Origin of the sequence: Flavobacterium sp. SH_e (assembly GCF_025717045.1) — a bacterium.
GTDB lineage: Bacteria > Bacteroidota > Bacteroidia > Flavobacteriales > Flavobacteriaceae > Flavobacterium.
Window position 1 is genome coordinate 709,765 of record NZ_JAOVZN010000006.1, and the last position, 25,337, is coordinate 735,101.

22 protein-coding genes are annotated in these 25,337 nt (G+C 31.8%); 6 read left to right on the forward strand and 16 right to left on the reverse strand.

All coding sequences use genetic code 11. From position 1 onward, the window contains the following. Positions 1-145 precede the first annotated feature (145 nt). The 12 genes from OD917_RS13990 to OD917_RS14045 all read right to left on the reverse strand — a co-directional run bounded on the left by OD917_RS13990 (position 146) and on the right by OD917_RS14045 (position 15,659). Complete coding sequence (locus OD917_RS13990) at positions 146-1,009, reverse strand: RNA polymerase sigma factor RpoD/SigA (RefSeq protein WP_007804760.1); 864 nt, start codon at positions 1,007-1,009, stop codon at positions 146-148. A gap of 84 nt (positions 1,010-1,093) precedes the next feature. Continuing rightward, a complete protein-coding gene (locus OD917_RS13995) occupies positions 1,094-2,662 on the reverse strand; it encodes a porin family protein (protein ID WP_263524076.1) in 1,569 nt (522 codons plus the stop codon). Continuing rightward, the gene (locus tag OD917_RS14000; protein WP_263524077.1) at positions 2,652-3,203 is read right to left on the reverse strand and encodes an RNA polymerase sigma factor; all 552 of its coding nucleotides are present in this window, start codon (positions 3,201-3,203) and stop codon (positions 2,652-2,654) included. The genes OD917_RS13995 and OD917_RS14000 overlap by 11 nt, the downstream gene beginning before the upstream one ends. 58 nt (positions 3,204-3,261) lie before the next feature. Beyond that, complete coding sequence (locus OD917_RS14005) at positions 3,262-4,578, reverse strand: DUF1566 domain-containing protein (RefSeq protein WP_263524078.1); 1,317 nt, start codon at positions 4,576-4,578, stop codon at positions 3,262-3,264. Positions 4,579-4,717: 139 nt separating this feature from the next. Beyond that, a complete protein-coding gene (locus OD917_RS14010; protein ID WP_263524079.1) occupies positions 4,718-6,511 on the reverse strand; it encodes a hypothetical protein in 1,794 nt (597 codons plus the stop codon). A 15-nt stretch (positions 6,512-6,526) separates the two neighbouring features. Beyond that, positions 6,527-7,753, reverse strand: coding sequence for a DUF4249 domain-containing protein (locus tag OD917_RS14015; RefSeq protein ID WP_263524080.1), 1,227 nt, complete (start codon positions 7,751-7,753; stop codon positions 6,527-6,529). 4 nt (positions 7,754-7,757) lie between these two features. Beyond that, complete coding sequence (locus OD917_RS14020; protein WP_263524081.1) at positions 7,758-10,538, reverse strand: TonB-dependent receptor; 2,781 nt, start codon at positions 10,536-10,538, stop codon at positions 7,758-7,760. After that, positions 10,539-11,282: a hypothetical protein gene (locus tag OD917_RS14025; RefSeq protein ID WP_263524082.1), complete on the reverse strand. Its 744-nt coding sequence runs from the start codon at positions 11,280-11,282 to the stop codon at positions 10,539-10,541. It abuts the gene before it with no gap. 424 nt (positions 11,283-11,706) lie between these two features. Next, positions 11,707-13,851, reverse strand: a complete 2,145-nt coding sequence (locus tag OD917_RS14030; protein WP_263524083.1) for a polyribonucleotide nucleotidyltransferase — start codon at positions 13,849-13,851, stop codon at positions 11,707-11,709. A gap of 179 nt (positions 13,852-14,030) precedes the next feature. After that, positions 14,031-14,297, reverse strand: coding sequence for a 30S ribosomal protein S15 (rpsO, locus tag OD917_RS14035; protein ID WP_111288334.1), 267 nt, complete (start codon positions 14,295-14,297; stop codon positions 14,031-14,033). A gap of 177 nt (positions 14,298-14,474) precedes the next feature. Beyond that, positions 14,475-15,170, reverse strand: coding sequence for a hypothetical protein (locus OD917_RS14040; protein ID WP_263524084.1), 696 nt, complete (start codon positions 15,168-15,170; stop codon positions 14,475-14,477). 33 nt (positions 15,171-15,203) lie between these two features. After that, on the reverse strand, positions 15,204-15,659 hold the full coding sequence (locus tag OD917_RS14045; RefSeq protein WP_263524085.1) for a GAF domain-containing protein: 456 nt from the start codon (positions 15,657-15,659) through the stop codon (positions 15,204-15,206). 70 nt (positions 15,660-15,729) lie between these two features. Between OD917_RS14045 and xrtF the strand changes: the two genes are divergently transcribed. From xrtF to OD917_RS14075, 6 genes are all read left to right on the forward strand, one after another. Continuing rightward, the gene (gene xrtF, locus OD917_RS14050; RefSeq protein ID WP_263524086.1) at positions 15,730-16,266 is read left to right on the forward strand and encodes an exosortase family protein XrtF; all 537 of its coding nucleotides are present in this window, start codon (positions 15,730-15,732) and stop codon (positions 16,264-16,266) included. After that, the gene (locus tag OD917_RS14055) at positions 16,256-16,702 is read left to right on the forward strand and encodes an exosortase F system-associated membrane protein (RefSeq protein ID WP_263524087.1); all 447 of its coding nucleotides are present in this window, start codon (positions 16,256-16,258) and stop codon (positions 16,700-16,702) included. The genes xrtF and OD917_RS14055 overlap by 11 nt, the downstream gene beginning before the upstream one ends. Positions 16,703-16,749: 47 nt before the next feature. Further along, a complete protein-coding gene (locus OD917_RS14060) occupies positions 16,750-17,148 on the forward strand; it encodes an HYC_CC_PP family protein (protein WP_263524088.1) in 399 nt (132 codons plus the stop codon). A 118-nt stretch (positions 17,149-17,266) separates the two neighbouring features. Continuing rightward, the gene (locus tag OD917_RS14065; protein ID WP_263524089.1) at positions 17,267-19,273 is read left to right on the forward strand and encodes a TonB-dependent receptor plug domain-containing protein; all 2,007 of its coding nucleotides are present in this window, start codon (positions 17,267-17,269) and stop codon (positions 19,271-19,273) included. Between the two features lie 40 nt (positions 19,274-19,313). Then, positions 19,314-19,658: a heavy-metal-associated domain-containing protein gene (locus OD917_RS14070; RefSeq protein WP_111288322.1), complete on the forward strand. Its 345-nt coding sequence runs from the start codon at positions 19,314-19,316 to the stop codon at positions 19,656-19,658. Between the two features lie 129 nt (positions 19,659-19,787). Beyond that, positions 19,788-20,468 (forward strand): DedA family protein, encoded by a 681-nt coding sequence (locus OD917_RS14075; RefSeq protein WP_263524090.1) that lies wholly within the window; start codon positions 19,788-19,790, stop codon positions 20,466-20,468. A 223-nt stretch (positions 20,469-20,691) separates the two neighbouring features. Here the strand turns inward: OD917_RS14075 and rodA are convergent, their stop codons facing one another. The 4 genes from rodA to mreC are packed head-to-tail and all read right to left on the reverse strand — an operon-like array spanning position 20,692 to position 25,242. Continuing rightward, on the reverse strand, positions 20,692-21,927 hold the full coding sequence (rodA, locus tag OD917_RS14080; protein ID WP_263524091.1) for a rod shape-determining protein RodA: 1,236 nt from the start codon (positions 21,925-21,927) through the stop codon (positions 20,692-20,694). A gap of 15 nt (positions 21,928-21,942) precedes the next feature. Beyond that, positions 21,943-23,916: a penicillin-binding protein 2 gene (gene mrdA / locus OD917_RS14085; protein WP_263524092.1), complete on the reverse strand. Its 1,974-nt coding sequence runs from the start codon at positions 23,914-23,916 to the stop codon at positions 21,943-21,945. Next, positions 23,913-24,419 (reverse strand): rod shape-determining protein MreD, encoded by a 507-nt coding sequence (locus tag OD917_RS14090; protein ID WP_111288314.1) that lies wholly within the window; start codon positions 24,417-24,419, stop codon positions 23,913-23,915. Before OD917_RS14090 ends, mrdA begins: the two co-directional genes overlap by 4 nt. Beyond that, positions 24,412-25,242 (reverse strand): rod shape-determining protein MreC, encoded by an 831-nt coding sequence (gene mreC / locus OD917_RS14095; RefSeq protein WP_263524093.1) that lies wholly within the window; start codon positions 25,240-25,242, stop codon positions 24,412-24,414. The genes OD917_RS14090 and mreC overlap by 8 nt, the downstream gene beginning before the upstream one ends. Positions 25,243-25,337 lie beyond the last annotated feature (95 nt).

Here is a 25,337-nt window from a genome sequence, read left to right on the forward strand (position 1 = left end):
AACTCCGGTAATCAGCCGGAGTTTCAATCATCAATCAAAAAACGAACAGTCAATCAAACTGTTGTTTGCTTTACAAAGGTTTCATGTTTCATGTTTCAAGTTACACGAAGCAACCTGAAACTTTAAACCTGAAACAAATATTGTTTTATCCTAAATAAGTTTTAAGGATTTTACTTCTAGAAGTGTGTTTCAATCTACGGATTGCTTTTTCTTTAATCTGACGAACACGCTCACGAGTAAGGTCGAAAGTTTCACCAATTTCTTCAAGAGTCATTGGGTGTTGATCGCCAAGGCCAAAATACAAACGAACAACATCTGCCTCTCTTGGGGTTAATGTTTCTAAAGAACGTTCGATTTCAGTACGAAGAGATTCGTGAATTAATTCTCTATCAGGATTTGGAGATTCACCAGAACGCAATACGTCATAAAGGTTAGAATCTTCACCTTCAACAAGAGGTGCATCCATAGATAGGTGACGGCCAGAGTTTTTCATAGACTCTTTTACGTCGTTTACAGTCATGTCAAGTTCTTTTGCAATTTCCTCAGCAGAAGGCGGGCGCTCGTTAGATTGCTCTAATAACGCATACATTTTGTTGATTTTATTGATAGAACCAATTTTATTTAATGGCAAACGTACAATACGAGATTGTTCAGCTAAAGCTTGAAGAATCGATTGACGAATCCACCATACAGCGTAAGAAATGAATTTAAAACCACGAGTTTCATCAAAACGTTGAGCCGCTTTAATTAAACCTAAGTTTCCTTCATTAATTAAGTCAGGAAGAGTTAATCCTTGATTTTGATATTGTTTAGCCACAGATACTACGAAACGTAGGTTGGCTTTTGTTAGTTTTTCTAAAGCTCTTTGATCACCAGCCTTTATTCTTTGTGCTAATTCTACCTCTTCATCAGCGGTAATTAGGTCAACTTTTCCAATTTCTTGTAGATATTTATCTAACGATGCAGTTTCACGATTAGTTACCTGCTTGGTGATTTTAAGTTGTCTCATGTTGTTGTCTCCCTATTTTTTTAAAGTGTACAAATGGTTATACGTAAGGAGTATCAAAAAAGTTACAATAATTATTTATTTTTTTTAAAATTTATAGGTAACCCCAGATTGAATCGAGAAACTATAAGGTTTTGGTGCACTGTAATCTTTAAAAGTTTTTAAATAATATTTAAAAATCGGATTGAAATCTAATTGAAATTTATCGTTTAATTTATAATAAAAACCCATTCCTAAATTAAATGATAAATTCATTTTATTTAAGTCTTTAGTGGAACCAATTCCTTCGCTTTTCAAATTATTTGAAGAAAGATAAAGCTGATTTGCATCTGAGATTAATACGCTGAATCCGCTAAAAGCGTCAATTCCGTATGGAGTTTCATCTTTTTTAATGGCATAATTGAATTCTAATGGTACTTCATAATAAGATATTTTTTGCACTAACCGAATATCTTCATCATTACCCATAACATTATAAATATCATTATTAGTCAAAACCATATTTTCATAATTGATTGGAGACTGATTATTTAAATGATTGGATATTTTTAAATTTATTTTAGAAATACCTGCCTTAAAACCATATTTCCCGTACATAGTTTTAAAGTAAACGCCATAATGAGATGTTATCGGATGGCTTTTTGAGACATCATCAAAAGACTCATTTATTGTTGATTTTCCTGATAATGAACCAGAAATCGCTGGTCCGTAAAAAACTGAAACTGAAAATTCAGGTTCGTTTTCTCTTTTTTGCTCAGGATATTCTCTTTTAATATATTCTCTTTTAGGAGTTGTTTTTTTCTCTTGTTTGAGAATAATGCTGTCTTGTTTAATTGTTTTCGGATTCTCTGAATCTTCTAAACTTTCTTTGCTGGTTTTTGCATTGTTTTTTTCTGAATCTTCAGTTTTTATTGGCTCATTTTGTTTGGAAACAATAGAATCATCCTGTCTTTTTTGAATTGTCGATTTCTTCTTTTTGCTTTTTGAAATGTTGTTTTTCGGAATACTATTTTTTGGATTTTTTAATGCGGTTTTGGAACTTGCTTTTTTAGAAACTACAGATGCTTTTTTAGTAGTATTATTTGATTTCTTTGGAGTTTTTTCTGGTTTTCCTAAAGCAAGATTAGGCTTTTTAGTAGTTGTAACAGTTTTATTTTTTTTAATGATTACTTTATATTTTTTTACTACCTCATATTCTTCATATTCGTCTGTAGTGGCTACCAATTTTGAAGATTGTTTGATTAGCTTTTCTGTTCTGCTTTTTTTAATAGTTGTTTTGGTTTCGCTTGAGTTTTGAATTGTTTTTTTTGCAATTGGCTGATTTGTAGAAACTGATTTGTTTACAGAATCTTGCGGTGTATTGTTTTTAATTGCCAAAGGTTGCTTTTGGTCATTTGCTGTTTTTGATTGATTGATAACGGTTTTATCTTTTTCAAAATCTAATGGTTTATTTTGATTTTGTTTTAATTCTAAAATCAAAATCGAACTTGCAAGTCCCATTAGTAATAAACTTGGAATAAGCCAGAATAAAAGACGTTTTTTTCTTTTTTTGTTTAAATCACTTTCAATTGAAGCCCATAAATTATTGCTCGGACTTTTGTCCAACAGCTCTAATTTGTCTTTAAATATTTTACCTATTTCTTTTTTATTTTCCATGGTTTGCTTGATAATTATGGAATGACTTTGTTGAAGTGATCTTTTCTTTTAGAATTAATTTTGCTCTATGCAAATTAGATTTTGATGTGCTTTCGCTTATAGAAAGCATTTCGGCAATTTCTTTATGGCTGTATTCATCAAGTTCATAGAGGTTAAAAATTAACCGATATTGATGCGGCAATTCTTGTATTAATGACAGCAAATAATCGATAGGATAATCCATTTCAGCCTCACTAATTGTTATCTCAGGAATGTTATCATCTTTAATGGGGGTGAGGAAAAAGGAATTTTTATATCTGCTGATTGCTTTATTTATTAGAATCCGTTTCATCCATCCTTCAAAACTTCCTGTTGCTTTAAAGTTTTTTATGTTGATGAATATCTCAATAAAAGCATCATGAAGATTGTCTTCGGCTTCAGAATCATTTTGGCAATACTTTAGACTTATCACAAAAAGACTTTTATAATAAAGATTATAAAGTTCTTCTTGTGATTTCCGGTTCTGCTTAATACAGCCTTTTATGATTTGGTCTAAATTCAAAAATGAAACGTTTTTATGTTATTTTAAATATAAGAATCAAAAATCCTTTTTAGGTAAATTAAAAATATCTTACAACTCTAGCTTTAGTTGTACTTTTTTCTGGAATTTTTGATGTAGAAGTTTTTTCTCCTGTTTTAAAATTAATTGTCGAAACTGCATTTTGATCAATTTCTGTTGAACTCCAATAAATTGACTCTGTAAAATTACCTAAATTGCTTAAATATAGATTTTTATATATTAGTTCTAATTCATTAGATGAAGGCAAAAACCAATCGCTATAAATATCTTGATTAAAGAATAAAGCATCTTTAGCCAAAAGAGTTCCGTTATTTAAATTGCTACAAACCGCTGGATTTGCATAGTAGTTGGTTAGATTATCATGATAAATTACAATTTGCGCTGTATTATAATAACCGCTTCCAATTTCGTTATTTCTTGCTTTTGATATGGATGAAGCCGCACATCCCCATTCTAAATCTTTTAAATCTTTTGATGCAACTTCTATGTAACGCCACCCAAAACTATATTGGCCTTTGTCATAACAAACAATTCCATTTGCGGGTCCTATATCACCTATTTTGTATGGATATTTAGTCTCGTATAGAAGTTCTAGTTTTATGTTTTTATCCAACATTTTTATGGTCATGTTTGTGCCGTTCATTTCAACTTCACCATCAATGCTCCAATATTTAGCTAAATCAGATTCGCTATCTAAATTTATATTTAGGTGTAACTTATCATCTACAAATAAGAAGAACCATGTTCCGTTATATTCTTGATTATTAAAATAAAAAACTAAAGTTCCATCTGAGTTTATCAAAAATCGGCCGCTTAAATAAGTGTTTTCATTGGTTTGAGAATAGGTTACTTTCCAGTAATAATCTAATGGTTTATCCAAAGGCGGAGAAATAATTCCGTTGCAATACGCTATGATATCTTCTCTAGTACAGTTTTTAAGAGCGATATTCAGCTCTGAATTATTATTTACAGAATAAACAGTATTATCTGCTAAAGTTGTTGAAATAGGATAACTAATGCTTAAAGATTGATCAGTAGAAAGATTTTCTAAAATTTTACTGAATTGGCTGTCACTCATTATATATTGTATTCCAATAGGATTCTGGTTGCTGTCGTAAACCTTTAAAGATAACGGATAAATAAATTCTACACATGGAGGCGTTTCTCCTTCTTCAAGTGTTTTTTCAGAAGTTGTATTTTCTAATGTATTGTATAACTCGGAATCTTTTTTAATTAGTTTTCCAAATTCTCCAGTTTCTAAATTAACAGCTTCACGCGGATTGTCTTGAAATTCGCATCCGTAAAAAATAAAAATGAATAGTAGAAGCACTGTTGCTATTTTCGGAAAGTTTTTCATTGTATCTGACTTTTTAAATTCGGTTCTAAATAATAGTCTCAAGAAGTTAAAAAGGTTGCGTACAAATTGAATAAAAAAATAAGCCTTGATCAAAAAATGCTTTGATCAAGGCTTATAATATGTTATAAATGAAGAATAATTATTTTACAGTAATGTTTTTTGAAACGTAAATTGGCTGTCCATTTTCGGTAAAACCTTCTAAAACAACTTCAAAATTTCCTTTGATGTCTGAAGTGTAAAAAGATAATTGATCTTCTTTAGTTTGTAATTTTACATCAGGTTTCCATAGTAATTGATATCTGTAATCTGGAATACGCTGTAATTTATTTCCAGCAGCATACTCGGGATTGTTGTATACTTTCTGAGGATTTGGACGCTGAATTTCCATTGTTTTCAAATATTTCTTGGCATAATTTTCTGAAAATTCATTGTTTTTAGTTTCAAAACTAATCAAACCTCCATATAGATTCGGACCATAAACATAAGGCTCAGAAATTAAGCTTACTCTGTTTACGTTCCCCATATTGTATTCAAAAAGGTCGCTTGGATCTTGAATTAATAATCCATCAACAAGTACCATTGGCGGGCCGTACATTTCTAAATCTTTTTGGTCATTTCTAATATGAAGTTCATATTTTCCGTTATTTCTTCTGTAATAAAGTTCAACAAGAACTTCTACAATATTTTCTTTTAAAGTGGGAAATCTTGTGTAATCGTCTAAAATATACGCTTTTTCGATTGTACTGAAGAACGGATTCATAACTGCTTCAGTAACTAAACTATCTTTTTTGATTTGATAGTAAGCATTTTGAATTTGACTAGCCGTAGATCTTTCTTCAATATCTTTTTTAAGTTCTGGTGATAAATTAAGTTTTGAAGTGAACTGTAATGAAGATGCGTCAAATTTTGGAAAAGAATCTAAATTAATAGTATAATCACCTCTTTTTTCATCAATTACCTGTAAAATCGCATTAGAAAAATTAGGAAATTGATCTAGTAAAAACGCAAATTTTCCTTGAGCATTTGTCTTTACAATTTTTAAAACATATTCTTTTCCAGGCAATGATAAAGCAATCGATTTGTCACCAACATTTTGATTACTGCTTGAAGTAATATAACCTGTAATAAGTTCAGATCTTACTTCTGGAATATAAGTAAACGATCCTGGCGTAAAATTAACATAGCTTTCTGCAGATTTCTTAGCAAATTCTGCAGGAGTAAGCTGTTTTAAAGTTGGAATTTGATCTGTTTTTCTAATAGAAACAGAATAATTTCCTTTTTCAATAGTTTCGGTTAAAGACTTCAATTTTAAATTGACTTTTTCTCTCGTATAATAACTTTCTTTGTCAAATTCAAAATCAATTCTTTTGTCATTTCCTGTGTTTGAATTTATGGTTTGAATTGCTGTTGCAGTATTTTGCGGGTTAACAAGGTCAAATGTAATATTATCATTTGGCTCTTGTGTTTGAAACGGATTGATAATGAAAATATCTATTTCATGCTTTTGAGAATTTGGATTATTCAGCATCCATTTTGTATAAGCAATGACTTTGTAATTTCCAGTTTTTAAAGTCGTTGGAATAAAGTATTCTCCAGTTCCAATTCCGTTATCAAGGTATATTTTATTTTTTTGAAGCGATTTTTTCTCACTGTCAATTAATTCAACATAAGCAATTTTACTTATTTGGCTAGCTTTGTTGTTTAAAGGATTTAAGCAATACAGTTTAAAATAAAGTGTTTCTCCAGTCAAAAAGCTAGTTGTGTTCGAATGAAGAAAAATAGTTTCTTGCGTTGAAGTAGTTGGTATATCTTTTTTTGTTTGTGAATTCTGAGCATAGATAAATCCGCTTTGAATTAATAAAAACATCAAAAGCATCAAATGTTTAATTCTGCCTAGAATATTAGTCTGATTATATATTGAAAAGTGTTTCATGAATTTTATAAAAGATTAATCTATCCAAAAAGGAGGGACAATATTAGATGAAAATGAAGTACAATCTCCACAAGCTGCTTTTACCATAGAATAAGAAGGTGGGCTAGAAGATAAGTGAACTAAATAGCGGCTTAGAATAGCAGAACGTAATTGCGTGCCAGTACAAGGAGGGTCTCCTAAACAATCTACAAATTGTCTAACCTCACAGTCGCTTTCATAATATGGAGGAAGTGGTTCGCCAGGAAATAAATCAGAATAATTGAAGAAAAGTCTTTCTGATGAAACAGCTGAAACTTCAAAAAAGCCAATTACTTTTTCAGCTGGATTTTCTACAGATTTTATGTTTCCATAGAAAAAACCAGGCTGTTTTGGTGAAAGAACTCCTCCTGAACTTGATAAATCTTTTAAAGTTTTATAGTAAGTATATGCTGCTAAATTTTGAACATATTGCTTTACAAAAATACTATAGCGGTGCGAGATGATATAGTTTTGATTGCTAAGAAAACGTACAGGGAAATTTACACGGTCTTCACTAAGACTATTGGTGTTATTAAGAATTATTTCATTAGAGTTTTTGCTAGAAAAGCAAGTTTTAGTTTCATATTTTCTAAGACTTACCACAATATCTTGTCGAGCTGGTTCTCCCTCAGTTCCTTCGATCGGATCGGCAGGAACTGCAGGAACATTCACAATTGTAGTTTCTCTAGAGTCCCACATTGGAGCTACAATTTTATACGTTTCGGTGTATTCGTAACGATAATATTTAGATGTATTTGTTGGATCAAAACCATTTACGTTAATCTGTACACCTTTTTGACCATCTACGTTTGCAACAGTTGCTGTAAGATTATCAATTTTAGTTTCGGTTGTTAAAACTTGTTCGTCAGAGGTGTAGTTTTTTCCTGTACTTGTTCTAATTTTCAATTGGTATTTTTTACCAGGTTCTGCTTTAAAAGGAGTTATAGATGCGTATAAAGTGTCTTTTTCCTCAAATTGATACACGTTTCCTTGATCATCAGAAATAGATACGCTTGCTCCTTTTTCTAATTTTGGACCGCTTTCTTCAAGCTGATAAACCTGAGAAAGTCTTATTGTTTGATTTTTAAGTTCGTTCGTGATAGTTCCCTCAACAACTAGAGCGCTTTCAAAATCATTATTCTGAAACACATATTGTTCTGTACAACTGCTCGCTGCAAATGCCAGAATTAAGAAAAGGGAGATTTTATATGTAAAATTTTTCATGACTTTAAAACTTGAAATTATAAGTAATACTTGGAATTGGAATAGAGAAAATAGATGTTTTATAAGCTTTGATTTGTCCTTCTTTTGTAACAAAGAATACAGAATAAGGATTGTTACTTCCTAACACATTATAAACTGAAATATTCCAAAAGCTATGAGCAAGCTTTTTAATTTTATGATTTCCTTCGATGTTCAAGCCAATATCAAGTCTAAAATAATCAGGAATTCTGTATTTATTGCGATCACTGTAAACTGTATATTGCTCGTTTCCATAATCGTATTTACCAATTGGATACGTAATTGGTCTACCAGTTTGATAAGTAAAATTACTTGAAAAACTGTATCTCTTTGTAATTTTATAATTTAAAACAGCACTAAAATCATGTGGCTTGTCAAAGTTTGAAGCAAAATACTTTCCATTGTTTACTTTTTCTTCGTTAAACTGACTGTCAAGTTTTATTAAAGATCTTGAATACGTATATCCAAGCCATCCGTTTAATTTACCGACTTGTTTTTTGACTAATACTTCGACTCCGTAAGCTTTTCCTTCTCCTTGTAAAAGTTCCGTTTCGATATTATCATTTAATAATAATTCAGCACCAACTTTGTAGTCTAAGATATTTTTAGATCTCTTATAATATCCTTCTAAGCTAAGTTCGATATCGCCACCTTTTAAATTTTTGTAAAAACCTAAAGAAACTTGCTGAGCGCTTTCTGGCTTAACATTTAAATCTGAAAGTTTCCAAATATCTGTTGGAGATTGTGTAGTATTATTTGATAATAAATGAATGTATTGATAAGTTTTATCATAACTTGCTCTTACCGAAAAATCATCATCAAGGAAATATCTAGCCGCAATTCTAGGTTCTAAACCTCCATATCTTTTAATTACTTCGTTATTGCCGTATGTTTTTGTATCTATAACAGTTGCATCACTAATAGGAACATTGTCTTCGTAAATTCTCTGAGTAGATTTCCCTAAAGCAGCAAAAGTGGAATATCGTAAACCAAAATCAAGCAAGAATTTGTCGCTTATTTTAAAATTGTCACCAATATATGCTGCAGATTCTAGTCCTTTTTCTGTTTCAACATCAACAGGAACTAATGTCGATTCAGGATTTGTCGGATTCAAATATCCAGGATCCACAGAATATAATTTTGTCGAAAGACCATAACTGAATTTATGCTTTTCGTTATATAAATAATTCATTTTCAGCATCGCCTGAGTTTCATTGATTTTATAGCCAAAATCAAAATTATTAACCCCTTCAGATTCGTAGTCAATGTTGAATTTGTATTCGCTATTAGTAACAATCAAAGAACCTTTGTTTTTCTCATTGAAAGTATGATTCCATTTTAAAGTCGCTAATCTATTGCTGTATTTATACAATGAATCTGATGACACACTAAATTTATCATGGCTATAATAAAGAGTAGATTCGATATCATTCTTCGCATTTATTTTATGATTGTATTTTAGGATGAAATCATAAAAAGAAGCCTGACTATTTTTCAAGTTCTCATCGTCTAAGCTTTTTAAAATCCAATCAGAATAAGTTGCTCTTCCTCCAACTACCAAACTAGATTTTCCTTTTACCACAGGAGTAGAAAGCATTAAATTGCTGGTTACTGGACCAATACCGCCTTCACCTTGAAACTCATCAAAACTTCCAGTTTTAGAAGTAATGTCAAAAACAGAAGATAATCTTCCTCCAAATTCAGATGGAATACTACCTTTATAAATATCAACTTTTTTAGTTGTATAAGGATTTAAAGCTGTAAAGAAACCGAAGAAATGTGACGGATTGTATAACGTAGCATTGTCCAACAAAAATAAATTTTGATCTTCTTTACCGCCTCTAACATTATATCCAGCAGAACCTTCACCAGCAGTTTTTATTCCAGGCATTGTCAAAGCTACTTTAAGAATGTCGCGCTCGCCAAGTACCAAAGGAACATTTTTAATTCCTTCAGCATCAATGGTAGTTACACCGGTAATTGCTGATTTTGCAGTTTTACTTTTGTTTGTTTTAATTAAAACTTCATCAAGCTGATTTATATCTTCGGTTAACGAAAAGTTCAACGATCCATCATTGTAAACCATGATATTTTTAGTCACTTTGTTATATGAGAACGTGTCCGTTTCAATAACATTTAAACCTCCAGGAACTTGTAAGCTATAATACCCTTTTTTATCAGTAGTGGCAGAATATTCTGTGTTTGGTATTTTTACTAAAACATTAGCAATTCCAGCATTATTTTTTCCGCCTCTAATAATACCAGATAAGGTATAAGTTTTCTTTTTCTGATTTTTCACTTCTTTACCAATCAAAACAATATCCCTAATATTTTTATTTGGGTTTCTTGAATTGGTTTTTTTGATCGAATCATATTGCTGATAGAAAATAGGGCTGATCATTCCGTTTTCGTCTCTTTCAAGAGGAATTCCGAAATAATCATCAGGCAATTGACTGTAGATGATACTGTTATTTGTAACTATAACTTTGTTTTCCGAAACGTAAAAGTTGAAGCTTGTGTTCTGAAAAACATCTTCCAAAACTTCACCAATTCTAACTTCTTTATATTGTTTAGATATTGCAGTACTGTCGTTTTCCAGCCATTTTTCATCAAAATAGAATTTGAAATAAGATACTTTTTCGATGTCTTGAATGGCAGTTTTTATATTTGCATTTTTAAATTCAACCGTTATTTTGTCGCTGATTACTTGAGAATAAATTATTTGTTGAAAGGCAATTAAAAATAGAATAAGAGTAATTTTTTTCATTTAATTAGAACTTTTTTTTAAAAGACCATTGATTTGTTTTGTTAGATTTTCCATGAATTTCATCTTATCGGAACGTTCTAATTTTTTATCAGTATTGTAAATGGTACTAATATCTTTTTTATAGTCAGGGAAAATTTTCTTGAAATCTTTCTCCGATTCTACTTTGTAGAAATGGTTATTGTACTTTAGGAAGTAATTGATTTTATAGATGAAATTGTAGTAAACACCGTCAGACTGGAAGACTTTTACTTTTTCTTTATAATGTTTAATATATAAAGAGACGTTGTCGCCGGCGTAGTTTTCTTCATAAAAACCTGGAGCAAGACCATTAACCTTACTTAGGTCAGATTTTATGTTGACAAACTTTTTGTTTTTAATGAAAAAATAATCAACTTTTTCGCTGATTAGATTAATCGGTAAGTTTTCAGAAGATCCAGTTTGTTTGTAAACAACTTGGTCGGTTAAAATATCGTACTTAAGATTAACATTAGAATAAATTTGGCCTTCAAAACTGATGTCACCAATATTAAACTCTTCAGCATAATACCTGCTTTTACCAGCAATTGGGCGAAAAGGTTCGCTATGAACTATTCCGTTATTAATATTTAAATTGTCTTTTCCGACTGTTTGGTCGAAGTAATCGTATAATGAAGATTTTTCAGCAGATTGAGAGTACAGATACGATATGTTTAATAGGCTTGCAAATAGCGACACGTAAATCGCTTTTTTTTGGTAATTTTTCAAAGGAAATGTGATTTTTTGTTTTTTGGATTGATTGGTTCCAAAAGTATTAAAAATATGTTATAAAAATCACTTTATAGTGTTAAAATGTAATAAAAATTTTATTTTATTAGGTTGAATTGGGTGAAAATTATACTTAAAGTATATTTTACGTTAAAAGTGCAAATCTACTTGCGAGTTTATTTTTTCGATGCAATAACTTTTTCACTAGCAGTTATTTTTGGAATTTTGGGGTATGTTGATGTTTTAGTAATCATTTTAATTTTGCCCAAATGGACATTTGATGTGCCAAGTTGTTATCATGCCTATTTGATTCGAAAAGGTATCCCATTCAAAAAAAACAAGCTTTTTAACTAAACTGAAAAACCCCAATTCGATTAAGAATTGGGGTTTTCTATGAATAAACCTTTAGTAAACTAAGATCTGATTACTCTTTTTTATCCTCACGTGGAGGTCTTGGAACTAGTGCTTTTTTAGACACTTTTTCTTTCTTAGTTTTAGGGTCAACTCCTAAGTATTTCACTTGGAATACATCTCCCATTTTAACTACGTCAGCAACATTCTCTGTACGCTCCCAAGCTAACTCAGATACGTGAAGCAATACTTCGTTTCCTGGTGCAGCAGTATATTCAACTACAGCTCCAAAATCAAGCATTTTAATTACTTTTACTTCGTAAGCTTCTCCAACTTGAGGTTTGAAAGTTAAAGCATCAATTTTAGCTAATACAGCTTTAATTCCATCTGGATTAGTTCCTAAGATTTCAACCACACCTTGCTCATCTACTTCATTGATTACGATAGTAGTTCCAGTAGCTTTTTGTAATTCTTGAATTACTTTTCCGCCAGGTCCAATCAATGCTCCAATAAAGTTTCCAGGAATAGTTCTAGTAATAATTTTTGGTGCATGAGCTTTAACTTCTGCTCTTGGCGCTGCAATAGTTTCAGTTAATTTTCCTAAAATATGCAAACGTCCATCACGAGCTTGTGCTAAAGCTTGTTCCATAATGTCATAACGTAATCCTTCGATTTTGATATCCATTTGGCAAGCAGTAATACCGTCAGCAGTTCCAGTTACTTTAAAGTCCATATCTCCTAAGTGATCTTCGTCTCCTAAGATATCAGACAATACAGCAAATTTCTCACCGTCAGTAATTAATCCCATAGCAATACCAGAAACTGGTTTGGTCATTTGAACTCCTGCGTCCATAAGAGCCATTGTTCCAGCACAAACTGTTGCCATAGAAGAAGAACCGTTAGATTCTAAAACCTCAGAAACAATACGGATTGTATAAGGACAATCTGCAGGAATCATATTTTTAAGAGCTCTTTGAGCTAAGTTACCGTGCCCAACTTCTCTTCTTGAAGTTCCTCTTAATGGTTTTGCTTCACCAGTAGAGAAAGGAGGGAAGTTATAGTGTAAGTAGAATTTCTCTTCACCTTGCTCAGATGGAGAATCGATTTGGTTAGCTTCTTTAGAAGTTCCTAAAGTTACTGTTGCCAAAGCTTGAGTTTCTCCACGTGTAAATAAAGAAGATCCGTGTACAGATGGTAAATAGTCAGTTTCGCACCAGATTGGTCTGATTTCTGTAGTTTTTCTACCGTCTAGACGAATTCCTTTTTCAAGAATTACGTTACGAACTGCTTCTTTGTTTGTTTTGTAGAAATATTTCCCAACTAAACCTGCAAGATCTGCATTTTCAGCATATTCTTCTTCAGTAAATAAAGCTTTAGCCTCTTCTTTAACAGCTGCGAATTTTTCACCTCTTTCAGATTTTCCAGAAGCCTCTTGAGCAATTGCGTAGCATTTATCGTAAGCAGCAGCTTTTACTTTAGCGTAAACAGCTTCGTCTTCAACTTCGCCTTCGTAAGTTCTGTATTCTTGAGAGTTTAATTTTGCTCTTAATTTTTGTTGAGCAACAATTTGAACTTTAATAGCTTCGTGAGCAAATTTAATTGCTTCGACCATTTCAGCTTCTGAGATTTCTTTCATCTCACCTTCAACCATTGCAACAGAATCCATAGAAGCTCCGATCATCATGTCGATATCAGATTTTTCTAACTCTTCTCTGCTTGGGTTAATAACTAATTTTCCGTCGATACGTGCAACACGTACTTCAGAAATTAAATTGTAAAATGGAATGTCAGAAACAGCTAATGCTGCAGATGCTGCTAAACCAGCTAATGCATCTGGCATAACGTTATCGTCATGAGACATTAATTGAATCATAACCTGAGTTTCAGCATGGTAATCGTCTGGGAAAAGAGGACGTAATACACGGTCAACTAATCTCATTGTTAATACTTCGCTGTCGCTTGGTCTTGCTTCTCTTTTGAAAAATCCTCCTGGGAAACGTCCTGCAGCAGCAAATTTTTCACGGTAATCTACCGTTAATGGTAAAAAGTCAACACCTGGGTTAGATGTTCTTGCAGAAACTGCTGTTGCCAAAAGCATACAGTTTCCTAAACGTACAACAACTGAACCATCGGCTTGTTTTGCTAATTTACCAGTCTCGATTGAGATGCTTCTTCCATCTCCTAAATCGATAATTTCTTGTGAAACTTGTGGAATCATAAATTTTTCCTTTTTGATTATACAATGGGTTTTAGTTGTGTTGTAGTTGTTGTTGTGTGTAGTTGTTGTTATCTAAAACCCAATGAAAAACCAAACTTTTTTTCTTGTAATATGCTTATTATAAATAGCTGTGATGTAAAAACAAAAAGAGGCACTTTCGCACCTCTTTTCTATATTGATTATTTTCTGATATTCAATACTTTGATAATCTCACGATATCTGTTGATATCTTTCTTTTTCAAGTAATCTAACAAAGCTCTTCTTTTACCTACTAATAGGACAAGAGAACGCTCAGTGTTGTAATCGTGACGATTTTTTTTCAAGTGTTCAGTTAAGTGAGAAATTCTATAAGTGAACAATGCAATTTGACCTTCTGCGCTTCCAGTGTTTGTTGCACCACCGTGTTGTGCGAAAATCTCTTCTTTCTTTTCTTTGCTTAAATACATTCCAATATTATTTTAATGATTTTTATGTATGTCAATACAACTTTTGTAAGACGGGTGCAAAATTAGATTAAAAAATCAGAAAAATCAAAAAAAAATAAAAGAATCTAAAAATTAGGGCTAAGAAATTTATTTTTAACAATTTACATTCGCTTTTTTCTGTCTGATTCCAATTGTTTGTTACTTTACTTTCTGATTTTTTTTTCCTGATTGCTTTTCACTTAAAGAAGAATAAGAAAATTTGACATTGTTTTCATCTGTACTTACGCCAGAAATTAGCATTCCTTTATTATAATTGTCAACAAATGTAATTTTTCGCAAAATATCATTTCCTTCCCAAACTCCTTGTTTTAAGCCGTCTTTAAGAGTTCCTTTTTGGGTTCCAAATTTATCTGATTCTTCATAATCTCCATTTCCATCAACTACGGTTTGACTATTATTTTCATCCCAGCAGTTAAGAATTAGAGTTTGCAGTTTTTTTGTCTTCGGATCCCAAATATTCTGCTTTTCACACTTTTTAGTCTGATTTTCATACCAAGTAATCTCTTTCCCGGTTTTATGATCTTCAGAATAATTTATGACAGACTCTTTTCCTCCATTTTTAAAGTAGCAAATAAACTCTCCGTCTTTTTTTAGAACATCGCGATCTAAAGTTGAGCCGGTCATTTTCTTTCTGCCATTTTTATAAAAGTCCGTCACAACATAACGTACACTTTTTTGAGAGTAATTGGTAATTACTCTTGTATAAGCATAATTGTCTGGCGTGCATTCGCGATTTAAAGAATCTAAAAAGATTTTTTTAGAGACCATATTAATTTGCGCAGGCAGATTAACTGAAATTATCAGAAGCAAAAAGATGAAGATGTTTCTTTTCATTCAGTTCTATTTTTTATTCTAAATTTAACGTTTTTAGAATAATTTAGCAACTTCTTGATTTACAAATTCTAAAAATCTTTCGTCAGCTTCTGTAAACGGATCAATAACGTGGCTGTCAATATCGATTTGTCCGATATTTACTCCATTCACAAAAAGAGGCACTACGATTTCTGATTTAACAGTCAAACTGCAAGCAATATAGTTGTCTTGCGCCTTAACATCTGGCACAACAAAATTAGCATTACTTTCTGCTACTTGACCGCAAATACCTTTTCCAAATGGAATAACAGTATGATCTGTTTCTGCACCAACATATGGTCCTAAGTGTAAAGTTTTGGCCTCATGATTGGCAAAATAAAAGCCTACCCAGTTGTAATACTCTACATTTTCGTTTAAAAGCTGGCAGATTGCTAATAATTTTTCGTCTCTATTTGTTTCATTGTCAGCGACAATTGTACTTATCTTTGGTTGTAATTCTTGAAATGTCATGATATAAAATTTTATACAAAAGTATTTAAAGCTGAACTCAAAAAATATATAAATTTGAAAAAAAAATCTCTTGAAAAAATATTTAGTTCAGTTTAAGCCATTTTTGATTTTTGTAAGCATCTTTTTCCTGACATATATTGTCCTAACTTTGCTTTACAAATTTTATTTGAATAGTTATCAAGCAGAAGATCTTGATGGCATAACTGTAATTGCTGGAAGAAATACAGAACAACTGTTAGGGCTTTTTAATTATGATATAATAATTCAAAAAAACTCTCAAAATCCTTGGCTGGATATTCTTTTAAACAGTAGATATATTGCCCGAATCACTGAAGGATGCAATGCTGTAAGTGTAATGATTCTCTTTGTGTCGTTTGTAGCGGCTTTTTCTGGAAATATTAAAAAGACTTTACTGTTTATAGCTTTAGGGCTTGTGTCTCTTTATATCCTTAATATTATTAGAATTGCACTTTTGATTGTGCTAATGTATTATTTCCCAGAAAAGAATAAGTTTCTTCACGGTGTTTTATTTCCATTGATTATTTACGGATATGTTTTTATTTTATGGATTTTCTGGATCAATAGATTTTCAAAATATGCTAAATAAATTAAAAGATAATAAGTTTAAAATCCTTACGGCTGTAATTGTTGTAATATGTTTTGCTATAATCAGGATGTTTGAAAAGAAGTTGTTTTATGACCCTTTTGTGACTTATTTTAGCGCTGATTTTCTTTCTCTTCCTTATCCTCCAGTTGAAAATCTTAAACTTTTCTTCGGATTATTTTCTCGTTACTTTTTAAATTCGGCTTTATCTCTTTTGTTGATTTATACATTATTTCGAGATAAAGATATTTTGAAAGTCAGTTTGTTTATGTATGTCTTTTTTCTGGTAATACTTTTAGGGGCATTTTTTATAATTCTCGAATTTTTCCCAGACGGTAGCTGGCTTCTTTTCTACGTTAGAAGATTTATAATTCAGCCTGTTTTAGTGCTATTATTTATTCCAGGATTTTACTATCAGCTTCAAAATTCTAAAAAATAACATTTGGTTTAGTTTTTTATCACTGGTTTTTTGAATAGCTTTGCAGTATGAATTTGAAAAAATGTACAGGTCTCTTTTTAGCGCTCCTACTATTGGTTTCCAATATTGGGTTTGCTTTTGACGTACATTATTGTGGTGGAAAAATTGCTTCGGTTTCTTTAAAAACTACTGCAGAACCTGTCGTTGAAAAAAAATGTTGTGCTTCTAAAGAGAAAAAGAACTCTTGCTGTAAAGATAAAGTTGTTCATTTCGAAAAGAAATCAGACGACGCAACTATCAAATTCTTCTTTTTTCAATTTGCTTTCCCAGCAGTTATACAGGATTATAAACCTCTTGTCTTTTTAGAACTTCCAAATTTTAAAAAGAAAGAAGTTCTTTCGTATTATGCTGATGCGAATGCACCCCCCTTATTCAAGTTATATCATCAGTATATCTTCTATTCCTGATTTTTAATGTTAAGATGCAGTGCAAGTCTTGATTAAGGCTATGCATTTACATTTTGATTGTTTTCGCTTTGAACAAACATCAAAAATGTAATTCTATTCAACATTAAAATCATTTTTTATGCAAAAAAATATAATGCTTTTTGCAGCGTTTTTACTTTCTGTTTCTATGTTTTCACAAGAAGATTTAGAGGAAGTAAAAATCACTAAAAAGCAAAAAGGAATTAAAAAATCCTATACGTTAACTGCCAATACTTCTGTTATTACCAGCAAAGAATTGCTTAAAGCGGCTTGCTGTAATCTAGCCGAAAGTTTTGAAACAAACCCATCAATCGATGTCAATTTTTCTGATGCGTTAACAGGGACAAAACAGATTAAAATGCTTGGACTGACTAGTCCATATTTAATGATTACAGAAGAGAATATTCCTTCTGTACGAGGAGCTTCACAAGCTTATGGATTGTCATTTACTCCTGGAACTTGGATCGAAAGTGTTCAAATTACAAAAGGCGCGGGGAGTGTTATAAATGGTTATGAAAGTATTTCGGGCCAAATTAATACAGAACTTCTAAAACCCTTAAGCGATATTCCATTCTTTCTGAATGCATATGGTTCAACCGACTCTCGTTTTGAATTAAACACGCATTTCAATAAAAAATTATCAGATAAATGGGCTACGAGTTTATTTGTTCATGGAAATGCGCGTGTAGCAAAAAATGATATGAACAATGACGGATTTTTAGATAATCCTTTAGGAAAACAAATCAATGTTTTAAATCGTTATCAATATTATGACCCAGAAAGCGGTTTGGTTAGCTTTATCAATTTCAGATATATGAATGATAAGAAACAAACTGGAGAAGTTGACTTTGACAAAGATCGTGATCGTGGTACGACAAATTATTGGGGTTCAGAAATCAATACCGAACGTTTTGATGTTTCAACAAAAATTGGATACGTATTCAAGGATATGCCATATCAAAGTATTGGATTTCAAAATGCTTTTAATAGCCATAAACAAGATTCTTATTATGGTTTGAATCAATACGATATCAAACAGAATAGTTTTTATTCTAATTTGATTTTCAATTCTATCATTAATAATACTATGAACAAGTTTACAACTGGTTTGAATTTTACTTACGATCAATATCAGGAATTTGTGAATCTAACAGATGTAAGCAGAATCGATAATTCGGTTGGAGCTTTCTTTGAATATACCTATGACAATACAGATAATTTTAGTTTAATTTTAGGAGGAAGGGTAGATAATCATAACCGATTAGGATTCTTTGTTACGCCAAGATTACACATGCGATATAATCCTTGGAAAAATGGAGTAATTCGTTTTTCTGCAGGAAGAGGAAAACGTTCTGCTAATATTTTTGCAGAGAATCAGCAGCTTTTTGCTAGTTCAAGAACGTTTTCAATTTTAGATTCTAATGGAAAAGTCTACGGATTAAATCCAGAAATTGCTTGGAATTATGGCGTGAGTTTTTCGCAGAAATTCCGTCTATTCAATAGAAACGCGGATGCAGGTTTCGATTTATACCGTACCGATTTCCAAAATCAGGCAGTTGTAGATGTGATGCAGAGTCCGCAGCAAGTTTTATTTTATGATTTAAAAGGAAGTTCATTTGCTAACAGTCTTCAAGTTGAATTTAATTATGAATTGGTTCATAACTTAAATTTGAGAACAGCTTACAAATATTATGATATTCAAACGGATTATTTAAGAGGAACATTCCAGCGTCCGCTTCAAGCAAAACATCGTTTCTTGGGAAATTTAGAGTATGAAACAACAATGAATGATGATAAACAATGGAAATTTGATTTTACCTATAATTGGTCAGGGAAACAACAATTGCCATATACGGCCACAAACCCAACAGAGGATCAGTTTCCTGATTTTTCACCAGCTTATGCTGTAATGAATGCACAAGTAACTCGTGTTTTTTCTTCAGTTTTTGAAGTATACATAGGAGGAGAAAATATTGGGAACTACAAACAGCAAAAAGCAATTTTAGGAGCAAATGATCCTTTTGGATCTAATTTTGATGCATCAATTGCATACGCTCCAATTTTTGGGCAAATGTATTATGCTGGATTAAGATTTAAAATTAAATAAAGAATAAAGATAATTTCAATAACAATAAATAGTAAGCAAAATGAATAAAATAGTTTTAATCGCAATAATGATTTTTTTAGGTTTTTCAGTTCAGGCTCAAACCAAAAAAAATAAAAATTTAAAATATACAACTGAAGTAAATGGAAACTGTGAACAATGCAAGAAACGAATTGAAAAAGCGGCTTATGGTGTTCCAGGTGTAAAAACAGCAACTTGGGATGTTAGCTCGCACCAACTTTCTGTAATTTTAAATGAAGAGAAATGTTCTCCTTCGGATTTGAATAAAGCAATTGCAAAGGCAGGTCATGATACTAAGGAAGTTAAAGCTGCAGCAGCAGATTATGACAACCTTCACAGCTGTTGTAAATATGTGAGAGAAGAATAATAGGAAGGCCCAAACGACTAGTTTGGGCTTTTTTTAATAGTTAATTTATGTTTAAAATACTGCATTTTATTGCGGTTAAGGTAAATTATTGTTACTTTCACGAACTATAAAGATAACCAATCTCGTTTTATGAATAATTTTGAATGGACCCAGTTACTAAACCCTGAATTTTATATTACTTTAAGCGTCGGAGGTTTTCAGATTGGGTTATTTATTGTGCTGTTTATAGTTTTTGCTGAAACAGGACTTTTTGCAGGTTTTTTTCTACCTGGAGACAGTTTGCTTTTTTTAGCAGGGATTTACAGCCGTGACTTAATAGAGAATGTTTTATATATCCCAAACGATTTCTTAAACGTATTTCTGCTTGCAACTGCAGTAGCTATAATGGGAGTTTTAGGAAACATGACGGGTTACTGGTTTGGTGCTAAAAGCGGTTATTATTTATTCAAAAAAGAAGATACATTTTGGTTTAAGAAAAAGTATCTGCTTCAGTCAAAAGATTTCTTTGAGAAGTATGGAGGTAAAGCAATTATTTATGCACGTTTCCTACCTATTTTTAGAACATTTGCTCCAATCGTTGCAGGAATCGTTTCAATGGACAAAAAGAAATTTATGTTTTATAATATCTTGAGTTCTTTCCTTTGGTCATTCATATTAATTTTCGCAGGACATTATTTATATGGCGTCTTCTTAAAACAAGGAATAGATTTAAAGAAACATATTGAATATATCATTATAATTATCATCGTTATTTCAACATTCCCAGTTTTATTAAAACTATTGAAAAAGAGACCAAACGAACAGATATAATCTAATAAAAGCATAAAAAAAAATCCGAAGCCTAAACTTCGGATTTTTTTTATGTCTATAATTCAGTAGAATTTAATTTGTAGAAATAAGTTTTATAGTATTTACCGAAACTCAAAAATGTACGTTATCAAATTGCGAGTGACGAAATAATCTTAGAAAAATTTCAGATAACAATTAACAATTAACAATTAACAATTAACAATTAACAATTAACAATTAAATATTACCATTCATTCACTTTATTCGCGTCCATTTTAAGGAAAATAAATAGCAAAATAGTGAATCCCCAGAGTCCAGAACCTCCGTACGAAAAGAATGGAAGAGGTACTCCAATTGTTGGGAAAATTCCAATTACCATTGCAATGTTTACAAAGAAGTGTATAAAGAGAATTCCCGCAACACAATAGCCGTAAACCCGGCTGAATTTTGTTTTTTGTCTTTCTGCTAAATAAATAATTCTAAGTAGTAAGCTTACAAAAAGCAAAATCACTACTAAAGAACCAGCAAATCCCCATTCTTCACCAACAGTTGTAAAGATGTAGTCGGTATGCTGTTCGGGAACGAATCCTCCTTTAGTTTGTGTTCCTTCAAGAAAACCTTTTCCAATCCATCCTCCAGATCCAATTGCAATTTCAGATTGGTTGGTATTGTACCCAATACCTTTCATATCAACAGTTTTACCTAATAAAATATTGAAACGATCTCTGTGGTGCTGTTTAAAAACGTTATCAAAAACGTAGTCAACAGAAAAAACAAATCCCGAAATTAAAAGCAGCAAAATACCGCTCTGAAGAATATTTCGATCAACAACCCTACCTTTGAAATATATAATTGCCAGCACAATAAATGATATTCCTATAACCACATACGGCTCTAAAACTAATGTTAGAACGAAAAGAGCAATGGTTATAAAAGCAGTCCATACGTACCAAGAAGGCAAACCTTCTCTGTATAAAACAAGGATGAAAACACTGTAAATTAAAGCACTTCCAGGGTCTGGCTGTGGTAAAATCAACATTACAGGCAACAACATAATGGCCAAAGCCTGAATTTGCCTATTGGTTTCTTTTAGGTTGATTTGTGTATCACTTAAATATTTTGCTAAAGCTAATGAGGTCGCGGCCTTTGCAAACTCAGAAGGCTGTAAAGTAAAACTTCCAATCGCATACCAGCATCGTTGTCCGGCAATTGTTTTTCCAAAGAGAAATAATCCTGCTAAAGATAATAAAGAGACAATGAATATAATACTGGCATATTTTTCATAAAACTTACCATCAACAAAAAGCACTACAAATATTAAAGGAATTGTACAGCAAATAAAAATAAACTGTTTTTGATAAGTGCCATCAGTTGATAATAAAGACGACGAATAAATATTCAGCCAACCTAAAGTTACCAGCGCAATGTAGATAAAAACACTTATCCAATCGATATTATTTTTTACACTTTGATTTTTCATTTGAAATAATCTTTCTTAATTTTCTTTAGTAGTGTCTACCGCTGTTTTTTTAACTTCAGTTTTTGTTGTTGCTGTAACAGGAGCTTTTGGTTTTACAATTTTTGCTTGTAAAACAGAGTCTTTTGGAACAGATTCAATTTTAAGAGCCTCACTTATTCCTCCTAATTTAGCATATTCCGACAGTAAGCTTTTGTTTAATACTCTTACTTCTAGATCTGTTCTCGTAATCTTCTTTCTTAGATATTTTTCAATCATCAAACTGGCGATTGGTCCCGCAACTGTTGCTCCAAAACCTCCGTTTTCAATCATAACGGCAATAGCAATTTTCGGATTGTCTTTTGGTGCAAAAGCCACAAAAATAGAGTGATCTTTAAGTTTTTCTCTTTTACCGTTTATTTTGGCATAGTTTTCAGCTGTTCCAGTTTTTCCGCAAATGTCAATTCCTTCAACTCTAAGAGCGTAAGCTGTACCTTTGTTGTATACATCAAAGAGTCCGCTTATAACAGGCGGATAATATTTTTGATCAATAGTAGTTACGTGTTTTGTCGTAAACTTTTCGTCTATTTTTTCTCCCTCAATTTTTTTAATGATATGAGGAGTATAATAATAACCCTGATTCGCAACAGTTGCCATCATATTGGCCAATTGAATAGGTGTCATTAAAACCTCTCCTTGTCCAATTGCATTTGATACAATAGTTGAACTTCTCCATCCGCCATTAGGGTAAATTCTTTTATAGGTTTTAGAAGTTGGGATATTTCCTCGTTTCCCAATAGGTAAATCATATCCCATAAATTGTCCTAAACCGAAACTTTTTACGTGGCCACTCCAAACATCAACAGCCTGGCCAGGGTCTTTATACTTATTGATTGTAAGCATATAGGCTTGTCCAAAATAAGTGTTGCAAGAATTGTAAATTCCGTTATGCAACTGATGCGGACCAAAACCGTGACATTTCATGAATCGACCTCCACCGTAACTAAATCCGTGATGGCACATAAAAGTAGTCTGTTCGTTTATTACGCCTTCTTGGAGTGCAACTAAACCAGTCAGGATTTTGAATGGAGAACCTGGAGGATACTCTGCTAAAAGACCTCTGTCATATAAAGGTTTTGAAATCGAATCGTTATATAAAAGTGTATAATTTTTAGATCTTTGGCGTCCTACTAAAATGCCTGGATCATAGGAAGGAGCTGTAACTAAAGCAAGAATTTCGCCTGACTTAGGTTCAATTGCTACAATACCACCTCTTTTATTAATCATCAATTCCTCGCCATATTTTTGAAGTTCAGCATCAATAGTTAAATTAATGTCTTCTCCAGCTACGGCAATCGTATCGTATTTTCCTTCTTTATAAGGACCGATTTCTCGGTTGTATTTGTCTTTCTGAATGTATTTTACACCTTTTATTCCGCGTAAAATTTCTTCATAACTTTGTTCTACACCTTGTTTTCCAATTAAATCTCCGCTATTGTAGTATGGATTCTTGGCAATTTGTTTTTCATTTACTTGAGTAATAAAACCAAATATATTTGCACCATAATCTACTTCGTAATCACGTAAAGATCTTTTTTGGAAATAGAATCCATCATATTTTCTGATTTTTTCCTGAAAGGCAGCAAACTCATTTTTATTTAACTGAGATAAAAAAACCGAAGGAAGCCTTGGGCTATACACTTTTGCTTTTTCAATACGTTTATGATATTCTTCTTGTGTGATGTTTAGAAGTGTACAGAATTCTGCAATATTTAAATCTTCTTTTACCTCTCTAGGGATAACCATAATATCGTAAGAAGCCTGATTGGCAACAAGAAGTTTTCCGTTACGATCATAGATGTAGCCTCTTTCAGGATAGTCGTAAACTTTCTTAATCGCATTATTTTCCGATTTCAATTTGAATGAATCATCGATAATCTGCAGATAAAAGATCCTGATCACTAGCAAAGACGCTGCAATAATAATTATAGTGGGCAGCAAGACTTTTCTCATCGTTTATTGGGCTTAATAAGATAAATTATTATTATTGAGGTAATTATAGTAAAGATAGAACTAAACAAGGTTCGGAGTAAAATGTCCCAGACAAATTTGAATTGAAATGCTTCAAGAACAAACAATACAATGTGGTGCATTAAGACGGAAACCAATATAAACGAGAATCGTTCTGGAGTTAAAGACTCGTTTAGTTTTATCGTTTGATATTCATAACTCAGTCCAAAAGAAAATTTGAAAATATAAGGTCTGTAATATGCTAGGATCACACAAGCTGTTGCGTGTATACCACCCGAATTACAAAACATATCCATAGTAAGTCCAAGCAAAAAGCTTGAAATTATTAAACCAGCTTTGTTACTATTTACCGGATACAAAATAATGTACAGGATATATGGAAAAGGACTTATGTATCCCAGGAAATTCATATTATTGAAAATAACAATCTGAATTGCCAGCAGCATAATAAATCTAAAAATATTTACTAAAACAGCGCTACTCATTCTTTTCCTTGCTTTGGTTTTCTAGATTAATAATTTCTTCTCTGTCTTTACTTTTGATAATATAAACGTGCCCGAGATTGGTCATATCATTAAATAGTTTCACTTTTATGACATAAAAACTGGTGTTGTTTTTCTTGTATATATTTTCAACAGTTCCGATATTGATTCCTTCAGGGAAAATAGAAGATTGTCCACCAGTAACAATAGTATCTCCTTTTCTGATAGAAGCTAATCTAGGAACGTCTTCTAATTGTACAAATCCAGTGCTTTTACCATCCCAAGTTAAAGAACCAAAGTGATTTGATTTCTTTATTTTGGCATTAATACGCGACTTCATATTCAAAATACTTACTACAGTTGAGTAATTTGCAGAAGTATTATCAACAACTCCAATAATTCCTAAACTATTAATTACTCCCATATCTTGTTTTACTCCTTCATTGTTTCCAGAGTTCAAAGTGATATAGTTTTCGTGTGTGTTGTATGTATTGTGAATTACTTTAGATACAATTATATCAGCAGGTTTTACACCTTTAATGCTATCTGGCAATGGTGCTTTGGTAGTGTCTTCTTTGTTAAACAAAAGACTTTTTAACCTTGCATTCTCTAATACAAGTTCGTCATTTTCGGCTCTTAAATTCAAATATTCGTTTACACGATTAATTCTTTCATAAACACCTCCGCTTAAAAAATTAGCTGAACTGATTACTCTGCTTCTATGATAGGAATGCGATTGAATTGTGAGCGTCAACGAAATACCTAAAAGCAGCAAAAACAGTAATCGATTACTGTTTCTTATAATGAAATTAAATATTTGCTGCATTTCTTGTCTGGTTATTTTGTTTCAGGATATGCTTAAAGGTTTCAGTTTTTATAAGAGTCAAATATTAAAAATTTGACCCTTATAAAAGTAAATTG

Coding starts and splice junctions, on each gene's coding strand:
- OD917_RS13990 (WP_007804760.1), bottom strand. CDS start 1,009: ATGAGACAACTTAAAATCACCAAGCAGGTAACTAATCGTGAAACTGCA.
- OD917_RS13995 (WP_263524076.1), bottom strand. CDS start 2,662: ATGGAAAATAAAAAAGAAATAGGTAAAATATTTAAAGACAAATTAGAG.
- OD917_RS14005 (WP_263524078.1), bottom strand. CDS start 4,578: ATGAAAAACTTTCCGAAAATAGCAACAGTGCTTCTACTATTCATTTTT.
- OD917_RS14010 (WP_263524079.1), bottom strand. CDS start 6,511: ATGAAACACTTTTCAATATATAATCAGACTAATATTCTAGGCAGAATT.
- OD917_RS14015 (WP_263524080.1), bottom strand. CDS start 7,753: ATGAAAAATTTTACATATAAAATCTCCCTTTTCTTAATTCTGGCATTT.
- OD917_RS14020 (WP_263524081.1), bottom strand. CDS start 10,538: ATGAAAAAAATTACTCTTATTCTATTTTTAATTGCCTTTCAACAAATA.
- OD917_RS14030 (WP_263524083.1), bottom strand. CDS start 13,851: ATGATTCCACAAGTTTCACAAGAAATTATCGATTTAGGAGATGGAAGA.
- rpsO (WP_111288334.1), bottom strand. CDS start 14,297: ATGTATTTAAGCAAAGAAAAGAAAGAAGAGATTTTCGCACAACACGGT.
- OD917_RS14040 (WP_263524084.1), bottom strand. CDS start 15,170: ATGAAAAGAAACATCTTCATCTTTTTGCTTCTGATAATTTCAGTTAAT.
- OD917_RS14045 (WP_263524085.1), bottom strand. CDS start 15,659: ATGACATTTCAAGAATTACAACCAAAGATAAGTACAATTGTCGCTGAC.
- OD917_RS14055 (WP_263524087.1), top strand. CDS start 16,256: ATGCTAAATAAATTAAAAGATAATAAGTTTAAAATCCTTACGGCTGTA.
- OD917_RS14060 (WP_263524088.1), top strand. CDS start 16,750: ATGAATTTGAAAAAATGTACAGGTCTCTTTTTAGCGCTCCTACTATTG.
- OD917_RS14065 (WP_263524089.1), top strand. CDS start 17,267: ATGCAAAAAAATATAATGCTTTTTGCAGCGTTTTTACTTTCTGTTTCT.
- OD917_RS14070 (WP_111288322.1), top strand. CDS start 19,314: ATGAATAAAATAGTTTTAATCGCAATAATGATTTTTTTAGGTTTTTCA.
- OD917_RS14075 (WP_263524090.1), top strand. CDS start 19,788: ATGAATAATTTTGAATGGACCCAGTTACTAAACCCTGAATTTTATATT.
- rodA (WP_263524091.1), bottom strand. CDS start 21,927: ATGAAAAATCAAAGTGTAAAAAATAATATCGATTGGATAAGTGTTTTT.
- mrdA (WP_263524092.1), bottom strand. CDS start 23,916: ATGAGAAAAGTCTTGCTGCCCACTATAATTATTATTGCAGCGTCTTTG.
- OD917_RS14090 (WP_111288314.1), bottom strand. CDS start 24,419: ATGAGTAGCGCTGTTTTAGTAAATATTTTTAGATTTATTATGCTGCTG.
- mreC (WP_263524093.1), bottom strand. CDS start 25,242: ATGCAGCAAATATTTAATTTCATTATAAGAAACAGTAATCGATTACTG.